Annotated in this window: 17 protein-coding genes; 5 read left to right on the top strand and 12 right to left on the bottom strand. The window is 39.8% G+C overall.

All coding sequences use genetic code 11. The annotated features are described in order from the left end of the window. The first annotated feature begins 680 nt into the window (after nt 1-680). Nucleotides 681-800, top strand: coding sequence for a DUF6680 family protein (locus C233_RS25180; protein ID WP_425248235.1), 120 nt, complete (start codon nt 681-683; stop codon nt 798-800). Nucleotides 801-821: 21 nt separating this feature from the next. Further along, nucleotides 822-1,220, top strand: coding sequence for a DUF6680 family protein (locus tag C233_RS22800; RefSeq protein WP_018668670.1), 399 nt, complete (start codon nt 822-824; stop codon nt 1,218-1,220). A 130-nt stretch (nt 1,221-1,350) separates the two neighbouring features. On the opposite strand, the gene C233_RS24230 is transcribed toward C233_RS22800, so the two are convergent. Next, the gene (locus C233_RS24230) at nt 1,351-1,527 is read right to left on the bottom strand and encodes a hypothetical protein (RefSeq protein ID WP_018668669.1); all 177 of its coding nucleotides are present in this window, start codon (nt 1,525-1,527) and stop codon (nt 1,351-1,353) included. 184 nt (nt 1,528-1,711) lie between these two features. On the opposite strand from C233_RS24230, the gene C233_RS24985 reads away from it, so the two are divergent. Further along, complete coding sequence (locus C233_RS24985) at nt 1,712-1,837, top strand: hypothetical protein (protein ID WP_018668668.1); 126 nt, start codon at nt 1,712-1,714, stop codon at nt 1,835-1,837. Between the two features lie 123 nt (nt 1,838-1,960). Then, nucleotides 1,961-2,908, top strand: a complete 948-nt coding sequence (locus tag C233_RS0116540; RefSeq protein ID WP_025069018.1) for a hypothetical protein — start codon at nt 1,961-1,963, stop codon at nt 2,906-2,908. Nucleotides 2,909-3,585: 677 nt separating this feature from the next. Here C233_RS0116540 and C233_RS0116530 read toward each other — a convergent pair. From C233_RS0116530 to C233_RS0116475, 11 genes are all read right to left on the bottom strand, one after another. Then, entirely contained in the window at nt 3,586-4,410 is an 825-nt protein-coding gene (locus tag C233_RS0116530) for a helix-turn-helix domain-containing protein (protein WP_018668665.1), read from the bottom strand. 28 nt (nt 4,411-4,438) lie between these two features. After that, a complete protein-coding gene (locus tag C233_RS0116525) occupies nt 4,439-5,653 on the bottom strand; it encodes an ankyrin repeat domain-containing protein (protein WP_018668664.1) in 1,215 nt (404 codons plus the stop codon). A 122-nt stretch (nt 5,654-5,775) separates the two neighbouring features. Next, entirely contained in the window at nt 5,776-6,282 is a 507-nt protein-coding gene (locus C233_RS0116520) for a DUF6714 family protein (protein WP_128081962.1), read from the bottom strand. Nucleotides 6,283-6,292: 10 nt separating this feature from the next. Continuing rightward, entirely contained in the window at nt 6,293-7,063 is a 771-nt protein-coding gene (locus tag C233_RS0116515) for a hypothetical protein (protein ID WP_025069016.1), read from the bottom strand. Between the two features lie 18 nt (nt 7,064-7,081). Further along, nucleotides 7,082-8,623, bottom strand: a complete 1,542-nt coding sequence (locus C233_RS0116510) for a hypothetical protein (protein ID WP_018668661.1) — start codon at nt 8,621-8,623, stop codon at nt 7,082-7,084. 12 nt (nt 8,624-8,635) lie between these two features. Then, entirely contained in the window at nt 8,636-8,905 is a 270-nt protein-coding gene (locus tag C233_RS24225; protein ID WP_034778168.1) for a hypothetical protein, read from the bottom strand. Nucleotides 8,906-8,989: 84 nt separating this feature from the next. After that, a complete protein-coding gene (locus C233_RS0116500; RefSeq protein ID WP_018668660.1) occupies nt 8,990-9,496 on the bottom strand; it encodes a hypothetical protein in 507 nt (168 codons plus the stop codon). 158 nt (nt 9,497-9,654) lie between these two features. Further along, on the bottom strand, nt 9,655-10,254 hold the full coding sequence (locus C233_RS0116495; RefSeq protein ID WP_018668659.1) for a TetR/AcrR family transcriptional regulator: 600 nt from the start codon (nt 10,252-10,254) through the stop codon (nt 9,655-9,657). Between the two features lie 573 nt (nt 10,255-10,827). Continuing rightward, nucleotides 10,828-11,901: an alpha/beta hydrolase gene (locus C233_RS0116490; protein ID WP_025069014.1), complete on the bottom strand. Its 1,074-nt coding sequence runs from the start codon at nt 11,899-11,901 to the stop codon at nt 10,828-10,830. 718 nt (nt 11,902-12,619) lie between these two features. Then, nucleotides 12,620-14,113: a proline--tRNA ligase gene (gene proS / locus C233_RS0116480; RefSeq protein ID WP_018668655.1), complete on the bottom strand. Its 1,494-nt coding sequence runs from the start codon at nt 14,111-14,113 to the stop codon at nt 12,620-12,622. 302 nt (nt 14,114-14,415) lie between these two features. Then, the gene (locus C233_RS0116475) at nt 14,416-14,976 is read right to left on the bottom strand and encodes a flavin reductase family protein (RefSeq protein ID WP_018668654.1); all 561 of its coding nucleotides are present in this window, start codon (nt 14,974-14,976) and stop codon (nt 14,416-14,418) included. 231 nt (nt 14,977-15,207) lie between these two features. Here C233_RS0116475 and C233_RS0116470 point away from each other — a divergent pair. Next, nucleotides 15,208-15,435, top strand: a 228-nt coding sequence (locus tag C233_RS0116470) for a helix-turn-helix domain-containing protein (RefSeq protein ID WP_018667924.1), incomplete at its 3' end; no start/stop codon positions are given.

Here is a 15,435-nt window from a genome sequence, read left to right as displayed (position 1 = left end):
AATTCCGTACTTTCGTATATATCAAATTTACTCTAAATAAGTATATCTATGATTCTCCCTGCCCAAAATATAATTGACGCTGTTGATTTAACACCAGCAGATGCTCTTCTACCAATCTATGAATCAGTAGTAAACTCTATAATAAGTTAAAAAAAAAGTCGATACTCAAGATAAAAAAATTGAAGTTTTGATTGAGCGTGGAGATTTGCCTTCTCAACCTAATTTAAAAGGAACTAAAACGATTAAGAATGTTACTATTATAGAAATGGTGAAGGTTTTACAGAAAAAAAATGCAACTAATATACTTTATTGTATCAATGATTGTGTATAATGACTGGTTAGACTTTAATGTACCAATCTGCGACTTAGTATATTAGCATTGTTAAAAGTCACATCAGTCATTTTTTTAATTATTTTCTTTGTGGTTTCATTGTAGTATTCAGTAATTCTTCTAATATTTTCTAACAAAAAGTTTCCATGTTTTCTGTTTCAAGATAAGCAACCTGACTTTTTGTCAGATATATTCTGTTTAATATCCATTAAAAAGAAATAATATTACATATAAAGATACATTTTCTATTTTGGTATACCATTTGATATTTGATAATTATCAGACGACATATTTTCTTAATATCTGAAACAAAATAGAATTTTATAAAAAACTAAATGAGATGAACAACATGGAGAAGTTACAACTTTTAATCGGTATTGGACAGATTATAGCTGTAGCTATAATACCAATTATAGTATGGGTATTAGGTATAAAATATCAAGATCGGAGAACTAAGAAAGATGCTTAACTTAATCTGTTTTTAACATTGATGGCGAATAGAAAATCTAATCCTATAACAAAAGAATGGATTGATGCTTTAAATACTATAGATGTTGTTTTTCAAGATAATATAAAAGTTAGGCATGCTTGGAGAGAATATCTTGATAGTTTAAATAACAAATCACCACATTTTGAAACAAGTAATTCATTTCTACTTGATTTACTTTCTGAGATGTCTATGGCTGTAGGATATGGAAATTTGAAGCAGACTGAGATAGACAGATTCTATCTTCCTGTATATTTTACTAATCAATTGAAAGCAAGTGAAGATCTGACACAATCTTTTCAAAAAACATTAAACTATATAAATCAGTCTTTTGCTCAAAAAGAAATAAAAATGAAAGAAAATCCTATCCAAGCAAATGGAACATCTTCCAATAAAGAATAAATTATGTAATACTATCTGTGTTACTTATATTTATAGCATGAATCATATGTTTTACAAAAAATAATAGGGCATGCCAGTTTTCCAGCATGCCCTACTAATGCTTGATATGTAATTCAAGAACTATGGAAATTTATATTGCGCAAACTCCATAGAGTGTATTAGTGGCATCTAACTGTTCAGGAGATGACCAATTAAGCCCATCATCCAAGGTTATAATATATCCACCACCGTTATAAGTTCCGCATCCCACTACGATAAATTTTCTATTGCCGTATGCAACAGCATACCACGCATTTCCGTCATTCATAAGCTGTTTCGGTGTAGTCCAATTGTTTCCATCAGTAAAAGTTGCTATATAGCAATTACTCCCAACTGCGACAATTTTCCCATTTCCATAGGCTACATATACCACCACGAATTTTGCCCAACTATCATAAATTCATTTTTAAAGTTAATAATACCATCTTAATGTTAATCAAGAATATACAGATATGAAAACTCTTACAGAAACTCTAAATGAAACTTTAGAGAACACCTTGCAACTGGAAATTACTAAAATAATGAGTGATGAACAAGAGGATGAACAAACAAACAAACAAATAAATAAAAAGGAATGAACTTCTTTTATGATTGAACATTCATAGTATTTAGTGATGTGATACACTATTTTTTGACCTTTGTTTTTGCCTCTATTAAATAACTTAGTATATTTGTGATTTAACACTTAACAAATTAATACTATGCCAAGAAATGATAATGAAGTAGAAATGAAGACGATTAAGATTCCAGCATATATTTCGGAACCTTTAACTGAACCTACTAATGTAGTAAGTACCTATTTAGAAATGGTCAATAATATGAGAAATATTATAGATGCTTATAATAATAGGGAAGAAGACTCTAAAATTTCAAATGTTTTAAGAGGAAAAAGTATAATAAAGGAGATTTACCACATTGATTATGACCAATATTTTGATGGTGATAAACCTGTTCTTTTATTACGTATTTCTGAGAAAAAACAAGGATTTACAGATTTAGCTGTTGAAGGAGTTAATACCTCAGTTGTAAAACAGGATGATAAATTGGCAACTCAATATAATTGTGCTGTTTTATATCCTAATATTGATACAAGAGGTACTGAAGTCTCAAATAACTGGATTACTTTTGTTTATATAGACCCTGGTAAGACAGATGTAGACGTAATCAGCACTGTCAAAATGGTTTTAAAACGTATTTTGAAGCTCAAAATAAAGAATGTCAAATCACATACGGCAAATGAACTTATACGCAGAGAAAGTTTAATTCCAAAGTTAGTTGCTCAATATGTTATTGTTACTAATAATGAAAATGAACGATTAGACATCAGAGGTGTCCAAGTTAAGTCCACAATAAAGGAAGTTAAAAAATTCGAATATCATGATATACCAGCCGAAGATGTCGAAGAATATGTTAATAATCAAAATGATAAGCCATATTTGGAACGCAAAATTGTAGTTTCATTTGTTGATAACCAAGAGTTGAAATATGTTCATAAGCAGAATAAAGAACAAACACTGAAAGATGCTATTGAACAAATCTACAACTATGAAACAAATATGTTATTATCTGATTTCCCAAGAATGTATAATTCGGATTTTATTTTAGAGAAAGTTCGTGGAGCAGCACGCCAATTTTATAGTAATGAATGATGTTATAATAGTAATATTGAAAAATATCGGTACATTTGCTTTAACTATGTTCGGTGTTGAAATGACTATCTTTACAGTAGTCTATTCATTCATTGTATCCAAGCGTGGCTATTTTAAAGCAATAACTCATGAAGCAAAGATACAGGAAAAGCCCTCTACTTATTTGAATACAGAGCAAAAGTTTGCTATTGAGTATATGAATAAACTAAAATACTTGAATAGACATATTATCATACTTGCCATTGTTTCTTTAGTTTTGTATTTTGTTACACTATTTATTCCATATAACAATGAAGATATAATTAGAGCCAAACATTATATCATAGGAGGGATATCCGCTTTATACATATTATATACATTATATATTTTGGTGAGATATCTGATTATATATACCAAAGAAATTAAATATTAAATTTTTGAAGTGCATAATAATATTGGATTCAATCAAATGTAAACTTGAGTACGGAAATACATTTATTTGAATCCAATATTATTTAATCAGTTGGTATATACAATCGTTGGTACAATAAAGTATATAGTTGCTACAAAGTTACCGGCAATCCGAACATTACTTTTTCCGTCCGCTCTTTTTCGATAATCGCCCAACTACAAGAAAAGTTATCAATTTTTCCGTATCTCACCCGGACTTGCCCCGAAATTCATCTGGCAGAACTCCGTCAGGTACGATTGCGACACAAACCGCATACCTCTGCCACTTCCAGCAGCGGCAAGTCTGTTTGTGTGAGCAGGTTCTTCACCTTGTCTTTCCGCAGTCCTTTCAGCCATTCATGGGGAGTAGTACGGAACTCTTCACGGAACAGCCGCCGGAAAGTGCTTAGGCTGTACCCGCAAAGGTCAGCCAGATGTCCCGTGTTCTTAGCCTTCGTGTAGTGCTTCGTAACCTTCTCCACGAGCCTTTTATTCTTTACCATTCCCAGATACACCTCTGCCTGCAACAACTCTTCACCCGTCATTTCCTTTACCTTCGCACGGGCAACAGGTACTTCCAGTTCCGTTGCACCTTTCGGCAATTCCTCGCTCTTGGTACAATGCGGACGTTTCCGTTTCATTTGCTGCACATACTGCGCCAGTCGGTTATACACTCCGTGCAGATACCCTCGTTCCGGATAGAGGGACAGTATTCTGCACAAATATAGCAGTTCCCTGTTGCACCCGTAGTTGATATACCAACTCGATAACCGGAACACATACCGCAGTGCCGCATCTTCTTGTGACAGGGTAACCAACATCACATACGCTTCGAAATCCTTGTCGCTGTACGTTACCGCTTCCGGCAACTTATTCAGCGTATCTAACACGAACCGCATCACCAGTCCGTCCTCGGCAAACTGTTCCAACCCGGCAAATTCCCCGGCATCCTGCTTGCTTCGTATCATTCCTTCCATTGTTTCCACCAGAGCTTGCATCCTCTCCGCAATCTCTGGTTCTGCCGCCACCGCTGCTCGCAGCAGTTCTTGGCTTAATGTTGATGTTGTTTCCATATTCGTTTTCGTTATTTTGCGAACTATTCTATTCGGATAAACAATGAACAACACCTTTCTCTGTAGCTATCTCATGGAGTGTTTTACCATTCGGATATGTTCTAGTTAATATCGCCCCTGATTTTACAAGCAGTTTTATTCTATCTTCAGCATAAGAGCCACATTGGGTGATATTGTAGATAGCATCATGCCCGTATTTATCAAGAATATCTACATCTGCACCACTTCTGATAAGAGCTTCGGCAACAGTTATATCTTTATTATAATCAAGTGCTTTCATAAGAGCTGTTTCACCTATGTTATCTACTGCGTTTACAGTGGCTCCACTCTTAAGCAGTAATTCTACCACCTCCTTATTCGCCCTGCTTGCACAGAATGTCAGCGGTGTGCCTACCTTTGTTGTGCCGAGTATGTTTATATCAACCCCTTTTGCTAATAACTGTTTCACCATAACTATATTGTTTTTCCACGCAGCAACAGCAATTGGAGAGATGCTGCCGGGTATATTAAGGTCAATCCCTTTGTCAAGAAGAAATTGAGCACTCCTATTATCTTCATATAGCAATGTTATATTGAGACTGTTACCTTTCATCTCTTCTGAGCTGATAGCGTTAATATCACACCCTTTCGAAAGTAGAAATTCAATTTGGTCAAGGCGGGTGGTATCTTGCTGTTCTCTTGATTGGTATGCACGACTAAGATACTCCGTCATATTGTAATCACGGATATTAAACCCTTCTTCGATTGCTTTGTCAGCAAAATCAAACCGTTTGTTATACAGAAGTTGAAAGAAGATTCCATTATCTGCTGTAAGTTTCTCAAAAAAACGGTATCGCTTTACATTTAAATCATACTCAATCTGCTTGACTATCAACCGAAACTCTTCCCACGAAGTTGATTTATCCTTTACTACTCTGTAAAATTCTTCCTCTAAGGCAGCCTTTGCCTGTCTTTGTTTAATGTCTATTGCTGCACTTATCGGATGGATAGAGTACAACAGTATCGTAATGCCCCATATAACACCTAACGACACCATCGAGGAGCATTTAAATACGGACACAATTAATATTGCTGCAAAACATAGTGTTGCAATAACTAACACAACAATATAAAAAAGTACACCTATACCATCATTCATGCCTATTTCTACTGAAATAGACATCGACCTATTCAATGCACAAAACACCACTACCGTCAAAATAATGGCGATTATAACCAATGCTATTTTCATCTTTTTATTCATTTAATTACTGTTTATTCGATTTCCATATCTTGTTTTTCTTGTTTCATTTGTACATTAATGTCAGACTAAATATTTCACTTCCTAATTATCAAATTACAGGAGTTTTTAATGTTATAAACTTTCTAATTAGTTATTCCAAAGCACTTCCACCATCTTTCAATCGCCCTGCGTGGAGTAGCCGAACACCAATCGCCCACACATATATCCGTAAAATCTTCCGCATGGCATTGTTCCAGATATTCCAAAAAGTATAGTACAGCCTTCCTTTGTTCCTCACTGAACAGCACCAGCCTTTCCCGTACAAACTCGTATAGCTCCGTTCCGGCATCCGGTAATGTCAGCGAATGAACAATGCTTTCGGGTATCATGTCCGCACCCTCATAATCTTCCACTGTGAACAACATATACGCTGGAAGATAGAATCTGAACCCCTGTGGAGCAAATAAAGGCAACGCATCCCGTTCCTGCAGGAGCAATTCACGGGGTACATCCTGCCAGTTCTCATAACCGCTGAACTCTTCTTTTATCTGCTTTCGTTCCAAATCATTCCCTTCCAAGTCATTCGCTATACACTCCGTACCCGGATAAGGCATATCACCAAAAGCTGTTTTTATTTCCTGTGTAATCATCTTTTTGTATTTAATTATATTCAAGTATATAACGAGATTCGTCTATAATAGAACCATCTTTACCGCTGATTGTAAATACTGAATCTTGTGCCATTGCGAATATTGAATCTTTTTGCGGGTCTAATGAATACCATACCTCATATCCGGGTTGCTCAGGGTCTAAATGTTTACGTATTTTATAATGCGTGTCAATATAACCATTTACCAATTTAGCCCCCTTGGGAATATTTATCCCTTTCTTTTTTAAAAGGTGCATTAGTTCCTCAATAGTGAAAGAATAACCTTCGTCCTCGTTTACTTCTTCCTTCAATTTTCCGTTTATGGAATAATAACGAGAAGTACCGACATACATATCACCATATATTATTCGAGTTCTTTCCGATTTGATATTACCATTCCCGTAGTATTCATTTTCATAGCACAAATAAGAGTCTTTAGGATAATCTATCAAATAAAATGCCGTATCAGAATAAATGTACTTGCCTCTTTCTTTTAGAGTACCATTGGGTAATCTTGTAAAAGAAGAACCATTATCAAAATCATTACAATACCGATAAAAGGCTTCAATATCAATCCTTTTATTATATGCTCCAATAGTGTCATTATCCTTGTTAGAACAGCCAGTATCGGTAGGCAGCGTATCAGTGTCAAAACAAGAACTATCTTTCTTCATCTTGACTTCCTTTAGGATTGATTGTTTCTCTTCTGTTGAATTTTCCTTTCTGTTTGTACAGGAAGAGAATATCCCCAATATTCCCATAACGATAATCAGTATTTTCATATTTTGCATGTTCTATTCTCAATCAACGATATAATATTCTGTACTCGTTTCGTGTTGCGGACTATAAAGCCAAATTGAATCCACTCTACAACCAACATAGAATTTCTTTTCCGGAAACGAAGAATCATCGTGATATAATCGGTAGCCACAGTTGCTTGGTCTGAATATCTTGTCATCACGAACCAGATAAATCTCCCAATGATAAATCTTTTCTTCATCCGCTGCGGCAAGTTTTATTGTGAATCCTTTATTGAACCTAACCAGTTGAAAATCCACACCGTCAAGATTCAACGTAGTACCGACATCTTTACGGGTAAGCTGGATATGCGGATAGTCCGGCTCGCCTTCGCTTTCCCACGGCAATTCCAATACACTATACCCTTTGACAATGGGATTGTAATTGTCTTCATCCGAATCCGATATAACCCTGCGTTCAAAATAAGCGGGATTAGACGAATCTGCATTATACCGGGCAAGAAACTCATCATATTTATCACCCGGATTCCACTTCCGTTCATTCTCCTTTTGAAAATATTCCTTCCAGTTATTCACCCATTTTTGAAAATGCTCCATTTTTCGGGTACTGTCAGAATCCGTCGCCACCTGCTGCTTCATGGTTAGCGTTTGGTTAATTATCCGGTCAGCCTGCTTCACTTGGTCAAGACGGTACTTACAATGATACCCTGCCAGATACATACCGCAATCAATACAATGCATTGCATCCCCGGAAAATTCAGATTGTTCCGTTTCCTTCTTGAATCCGGTGTAATCACCTGCTGCTATTTGTTCCTGATAGCGTAAACCGATTTCATATCCTTGCCGCAAATAGTGTGCGTAGTCCCGTTCATATATCACTGTGTCTGTAAAACTTAAACCATTGGCACACACAACCGCTGCACTGTACACATACGCTTTTGCATCAGTTGTATTTGCGCCGGGGTAAGCACCGAACTTGTATAACGGTAATATATCATCCAGCATCCGGTCAATTTCCTGCTGTGAATAATCTTCCCATTTTTCAGTCCATTTTTCCAAGCTATTTAGTGTTGCATACATATCATCCTCACTTATATTGTCGGTAATTTCGTGAAGAATCCCAAGTACATGAACAACGGCATGATTCACGTCCTCGATGTTGAAGAGCGGAAAACGGAAATAATCCCACAAAGCCAATCCGGAACTTATATAAATCCGTTCGTCCGCTTCGTATTCATTTTCCATTTTTTCCAGTTCCTTAATGGCTGCCCTACTGTCGCCAGCCAAAAGTTCTTCCTTGTGTTGCATACCTAAGTCATATCCTTGTTTTAAGTAACCGGCATACGTCTCTCTGTATATCGGGGCATCCACATCCCCTAGAATATCATGCGTGAGTGCTACACCTATGGCATAGTTAAAAGCTGAAATACCGTCCACGTCTTTTCCCGGTTCAGGCAATTTTTTCAGAACCTCTTGATTCCTTACTCTGTTTGCTTTATTTTCTCCCGCCATAATCTTTGTATTTTGCGCTCCGCAAGCAAGCCCGAAACTTGCAAGCAAAACAATTATTACTATCCGTTTCATGATTCATATATTTTATATTTCATTAGTAACAAGTCTGCACCATCTTTCAATCGCCCTGCGTGGAGTAGCCAAACACCAATCATCCACACATATATCCGTAAAATCTTCCGCATGGCATCGTTCCAGATATTCCAAAAAGTGTAGTACAGCCTTCCTTTGTTCCTCACTGAACAGCACCAGCCTTTCCCGTACAAACTCGTATAGCTCCGTTCCGACGTCCGGTAATGTCAGCGAATGAACAATGCTTTCGGGTATCATGTCCGCACCCTCATAATCTTCCACTGTGAACAACTATTCCAATGGCGACAAAGATACCCTGTCACCTCATATATCCTTTTTCGCTTCCTATCCATTCTTTTTCGATAGCTACTCATTAGAGCAATATTTCTTGATAATGGCATCCACTTTCTTTTTCCATTTATTAGAGAGTGAAACACTTGTAACGTCTGTCATGTAAAAATGACCATTCTTATAAGGAAGTTCTTTGGTTTTTCCAACAAATATGTAGTAAGTCTTGGGAGGAAGATCTGCTTGCACTGATATGCTTTCTATCATACCATATTCTATTATTTCCCCGGCTTCATTTTTAACATCATCATGTTTTATCACACTTGTATCATCAAACGCTCCGCTTTTAAAGGCTTTAATAATGTCTCGTGTTTCCTTTCGGGTTAAAGGGATTATCGAAGTAGAATCTGAAACGTTCCACCATGCGTCCACATACTTCTTATCAATCAAGCCCAATGAATCAGAATCTCCGATAAAATGGTATAGGAAGTCCTTCTTTTCTATTTCACCGTAATCGTATTGTTGTGCATTGGTATTTAATCCTAAACTCAGTAATTCCATTATCAATACTATTTTAAGTTTCATGTTATTTCATCATTATTGTTTCCCCAAATATAGTACAAACTTTCAGAAATACAGTGCTTACTGTATTTTATTTCGTGCAGACACAAAAAAAGCACCCCGAAAGGTGCTTCACATATCACATAAAAGATTGAATGATACTCAGTTTCAGTTCAAAAGAATCATTTCAGTAGTTTATATACAGCATCAAATTGCCGTTTCAATCGTTCGGTATCAAGTCCCGTGGTAAAAGCCAGCACGTAGGACATTCCCAAATGTGCCATTCGGAACATATCGACGACCTCTTCCGTGGCAATATCCTTTCTGATTTCCCCCGTTGCGATTGCCCGGTCAATTATCTTTCGCCACATTTGCTGGTCTTTCTCAAAAATAGCATCCATTTTATCCACAAAGTTCGGATAATACTTGTACGCTTGGAACAAGAACTGAAAATAACATTTGGCACATTCCTTTCTATCCACTCCCAGTTCATTGCTTAGATAATCCATTGTCCTTTCCACCCCTTCGATATAGGTTTGCAGGAAGTCCCGCAATGAAATATCTTCCGCAAACACGAACTTGTTTTCCACCTTGTGCGGTTCAAAGATATAAGTATCTACAACAGCCTTGAACAGTCCCAATTTATCCTTCGTATGATGGTAGATACCCCGGCACGACAATCCGATAGCTTTCTCCAGTTTTACCACCGTCACCTTCTCGTAATTGTCCTGTAAGAACAGCCGGAATGCATTTCTATATATTTCAGCCTTATTCGTTTTCATATCAGCGCAGCATATAATTATCTTTGGTTTTCACGAAGATAATACATTTCTTCCGAACAGCCATAACCCCACTCGTAAAACCTCACATACACCCTCTTTTTAAGACAAGTCATAGGGCACGTGCAGGGTACAGCTATATATAGCTGTACCCTGCACCTATAAAATACACCTTGAATATCAGCGTTTTACAATCTCACAAAAAAAATGCACAGTGCAATCCTCTTTTTGCACCCTTTTCATTTTCCGTCCACCCATTTACCCTCAAAAATCCCCTCTATAAAAAAACACCGCATTTATTTCCTATTTTCAGTCTATTTTTGTACATCCGTACCAAGTTATCAGCGCAGAGCGAAGAAACTCAAAGAATCCCGCACCGTTACCAATTCGTTACCTGTTACCTAACTTTCTACTCTTTACGTCTTGACATAACGTTAATTAAACTTTTCCCGCAGTTTTTATAAAGTCAAGGGACTTTTCCGTGGAAGGAAAAGCATCTCATAAGGATACAATCCGGTTGGGAAAGGAAGCGGCAGCGGAAAAGCGGGGAGGTTACGGCAAACTGTCTCTGCCCCTCTACTTGAGATGTTTCCGGAAAAACTGTTCTATCCGGTCGAAGGGAATTACTTTCAGGTTGTCGTACAAATCCACATGGTTAGCGCCCGGGATAATCAGCAGTTCCTTGTTGACGCCCTTCAGTTTCTTGAAAGCATCTTCGCTGAAATAACGGGAATGTGCCTGCTCGCCGTGAATCATCAATACCGCGCTGCGGATTTCATCGCTGTATGCCAGAATGGGCATATTGATGAACGACAAAGCAGATGTCTTATTCCACCCCTCGTTTGAGTTGAGCGAGCGTTCGTGATAGCCGCGTTCCGTCTTATAATAGGCATGGTAGTCTTTAACGAACTGCGGAGCATCGGCAGGCAATGGGTCTACGACACCTCCCGCCAAGGCATACGAACCTTTTCTCGCATCTTCCGTACGCTGGGCATTGAGTTGGCAGCGGAGTTCATAACGTGCATCAGCATCCATAGCGTCGAAATAGCCGTTGGCGTTCACCCGGCTCATATCGTACATCGTCGCTGTGACGGTTGCCTTGATACGGGTATCCATAGCCGCCGCATTGAGCGCCATGCCGCCCCAACCGCAGATACCGAGGATACCGATTCGCCCGGCATTGACATCGTCGCGTGTGGAAAGGTAATCGACCGCCGCACAGAAATCTTCCGTATTGATGTCGGGCGAAGCCACATAACGGGGTTCGCCGCCGCTTTCGCCGGTGTACGAGGGGTCGAATGCGATAGTCAGGAAACCGCGCTCTGCCAATGTCTGGGCATACAGACCCGAAGCCTGCTCCTTGACCGCACCGAACGGACCGCTCACGGCAATGGCGGGCAACTTGCCTCCAGCATCTTCGGGGATATACATATCGGCAACGAGCGTGATGCCGTAACGGTTGCGGAAGGTTACCTTCGAATGATTTACCTTGTCACTTTTCGGAAATACTTTGTCCCACCCGGGGGACTGGTTCGATTGCTTGTCCATAATGTTGTTGTTATTAGAGTTACTGTCTGTTGCATACAGATTTGCCGCAACGCAAAAGCACATGGCCGTTGCTGCACAAAAGCTTTTCAATAATTTTTTCATCGGCGTAATTTATTAAGTAAAACAAGAAATGTATCATCCGTTCCGGGATGATGCAAATGTAGCCACATCCGGCACTACTCTTTGTAGACGAATTACGGCATTTATAACCTCAATTACTGATTTCGTGTAATGAGGAAATTGTTGGAAGTCCGAGGGGGGTGAGGAAGATTATCTTACGGGAATAAAGGGGAAGTATCTTATGAGGATAAAAAAGAAAGCATTTCACAAGGTAAAAAACATCTCACGGAATATAAGAGAAAGTATATTATGAGAGTAAAAGGAAAGCATTTCACAAAGTAAAAAACGTCTCACGGAATATAAGAAAAGTATATTATGAGAGTAAAAAAGAAAGCATTTCACAAGGTAAAAAACATCTCACGGAATATAAGAAAAGTATATTATGAGAGTAAAAGGAAAGCATTTCACAAAGTAAAAGAAAGAGTGATTATATACTATCTTACAGCAAAACCTTTTATAAACGATTATACGATTTATAGAGAGTTTATATTCTTATATATCCTACTGTTTAACAGAGTCTCACATTGTAAGGCAATTTATAGTTATCAAAGAAAAAACATCTTACGGTACATTAAGACAAAGCATCTCATGAGATAAAAAAAAGCATCCCGCGAGATGAATTTATTCTTCTCACGGGATGAATTTATTTGTTTCGCGGGCTGGAAAAATCCGTCCCGCGGAAAGAAAAGCCTTACCTATTTTAATAGGAACGTGCAAATATCACACGGCATGCCGACGGCTTACCGGTAACCATGCACTTGCCCGGTTCTTTGTCGCCCGGCACGAACGAATCGAACGGAATGCAACGGATAGTGGCTTTGGTTTCTTCCTTAATCTTCTCCTCGGTTTCGGTCGTTCCGTCCCAGTGAGCCAGGATGAAACCGCCTTCCTCAATCTTTTCCTTGAACTCGTCGTAACTGTCTACCGTTGTAATGCGGCTGTTGCGGTAATCCAGCGCTTTCTTGTAGATATTCGCCTGGATTTCTTCGAGCAGGTCTTTCACGTATTCCTCGATACCGTCGCAAGAGCGGGTTTCCTTTTCCAGCGTATCGCGGCGCATCACTTCCATTGTATTGTTCTCCAGGTCGCGGCCACCCATTACCAGACGGACGGGAACGCCTTTCACCTCGTAATCGGCGAACTTGAAGCCCGGACGCTTGTTGTCGGCATTGTCATACTTCACGGAGATACCCAGCGATTTCAGCTTGGCTACGATACCTGCCACCTTTTCGTCAATCTTGGCAAGCATTTCAGCATTCTTGTAGATAGGCACGATAACTACTTGTATCGGAGCCAGATGCGGCGGAAGTACCAGGCCGTTATCATCGGAATGCGTCATGATAAGCGCCCCCATAAGGCGGGTAGACACTCCCCAGGAAGTAGCCCAAACGTATTCCAGCTTGTTTTCTTTATTTACGAACTGCACATCAAAAGCTTTGGCGAAATTCTGTCCCAGGAAGTGGGAAGTACCGCTTTGCAGGGCTTTGCCGTCCTGCATCATCGCCTCAATGGTATAGGTGTTGAGGGCGCCGGCAAAACGTTCGTTGGCAGATTTCACACCCTTAACCACGGGTACTGCCATGTATTTCTCGGCAAACTCGCCGTACACGTTCAGCATCCGTACAGCTTCCTCCTCAGCCTCTTCGCGGGTGGCGTGTGCCGTGTGGCCTTCCTGCCACAAGAATTCGGCAGTACGCAGGAACAGACGGGTACGCATTTCCCAACGGAATACGTTGGCCCACTGGTTGCACAGGATAGGCAGGTCGCGGTAAGAGTTTATCCAGTTCTTATAGGTGTTCCAGATGATAGTTTCCGATGTAGGACGGATAATGAGCTCCTCCTCCAGCTTCGCAGCAGGGTCTACCACCACGCCGCCGCCATTGGGGTCGTTCTTCAAACGATAGTGCGTAACTACGGCGCATTCTTTGGCAAAGCCTTCTACGTGTTCCGCTTCGCGGCTGAGGAATGATTTGGGGATAAGCAACGGGAAATAAGCGTTTACATGTCCCGTTTCCTTGAACATATCGTCCAACTGACGCTGCATCTTCTCCCAAATTGCGTATCCGTAGGGCTTGATTACCATACATCCGCGCACAGCCGACTGTTCTGCCAAATCGGCTTTTACCACCAACTCGTTGTACCATTGAGAATAATTCTCGCTACGTTTGGTAAGGTCTTTCAATTCTACTGCCATTCTATTTCGTTTTTAAAGTTTTCTATTCGAGTTCGTTAACGGAGTGCAAAAGTACAAATTTCCGTGCGAAAAGTGTTTATTATACAATCACTATTTTTTGCAGACTTTATAAACGAAGGGCTTCTTCTTGTCGTATTCCGTCGTAATTGGGCGCTTACAACAAGTTAATATATGTATCGGCAGGATATTAACTTATTAGGGTGCAATAAGTTAACATCCCGCCGATACGAAGTTAACATCATACGGAGTACGATGTTAACTTCCTGCAAAGCTCCGGGCTGCGCCCGGCTACCCGTATCTCATTACTTCAATGCCTTACCGTCCGAGAAGGCATTGCCCACCTTCTCGCCAACTTTCAGGTAATCGTTGTTGAACGGGTCGAAAATGATAGGAGACACTTTGGAAGCGTCTACTTTTCCGTTTTCGTCGAGCACACGCTCGTCTACGCTTACATTGACTATCTCGCCGCGCAAAATGCAGGTTTCGGGATTGTAGTCTATCAGCCTGCACTCTACGGCTACGGAAAGTTCGTCAATCAGCGGTGCGTCCACGAACTCCGAACGGATGGCGTGGAAACCTGCACGAGCAAACTTGTCCGCCACCTTATTGCCGGAAACGACACCTACGTAATCGCAGGCAACCACTTGTCCGGCTTCCGCCATACTCACCGTGAACGCCTTGCGTTTCAGTATATTGGCAGTCGTCTTATGCCCTGCACTGATGCAGATGCTGATTTCCTTCATCTCGCTGATACCGCCCCAAGCAGCGTTCATGGCATTGGGAGTTCCGTTTTCGTCGTAAGCAGCAATGATAAACACCGGCTGCGGATAGGTAAAGGGCTTTGCCCCGAAATTCTTTCTCATACTATTGTTCTTCGTTAATTATAATTGCGGTTTATATTACAATGGTACAAAATTACGGAATGCGAACCACCACTCATGTAGATAAATTACAGTTTCTTTAACACGAATTACAGATAAGAGAGGAAAACGGAAAATCCAATTGCGATGTATGCCTTAAAGTGAATTAGTCAAGACTTAATCTGACAGTTACGCATAAAAAGAATAATTTTGTAATAGAAAACAGATTGAGTTATGACAACATCAGAAAAGGTCATCAAGAACAAACTGGGATTGCTTGAGCTCTCCCAACAATTAGGAAACGTGTCACGTGCCTGTAAGATTATGGGCTACAGCCGTGACAGTTTCTATCGTTTCAAAGAGTTGTATGAACAAGGAGGCGAAGTCGCCTTGCAGGAGATTTCTCGCCGTAAGCCTATCATAAAGAACCGTGTGGAGGAACATATCGAGCAGGCAGTCGTG

The sequence above is a fragment of the Bacteroides gallinarum DSM 18171 = JCM 13658 genome (assembly GCF_000374365.1).
Classification (GTDB): Bacteria; Bacteroidota; Bacteroidia; order Bacteroidales; family Bacteroidaceae; genus Bacteroides; species Bacteroides gallinarum.
This window is presented reverse-complemented; position numbering and strand designations above follow the sequence as displayed.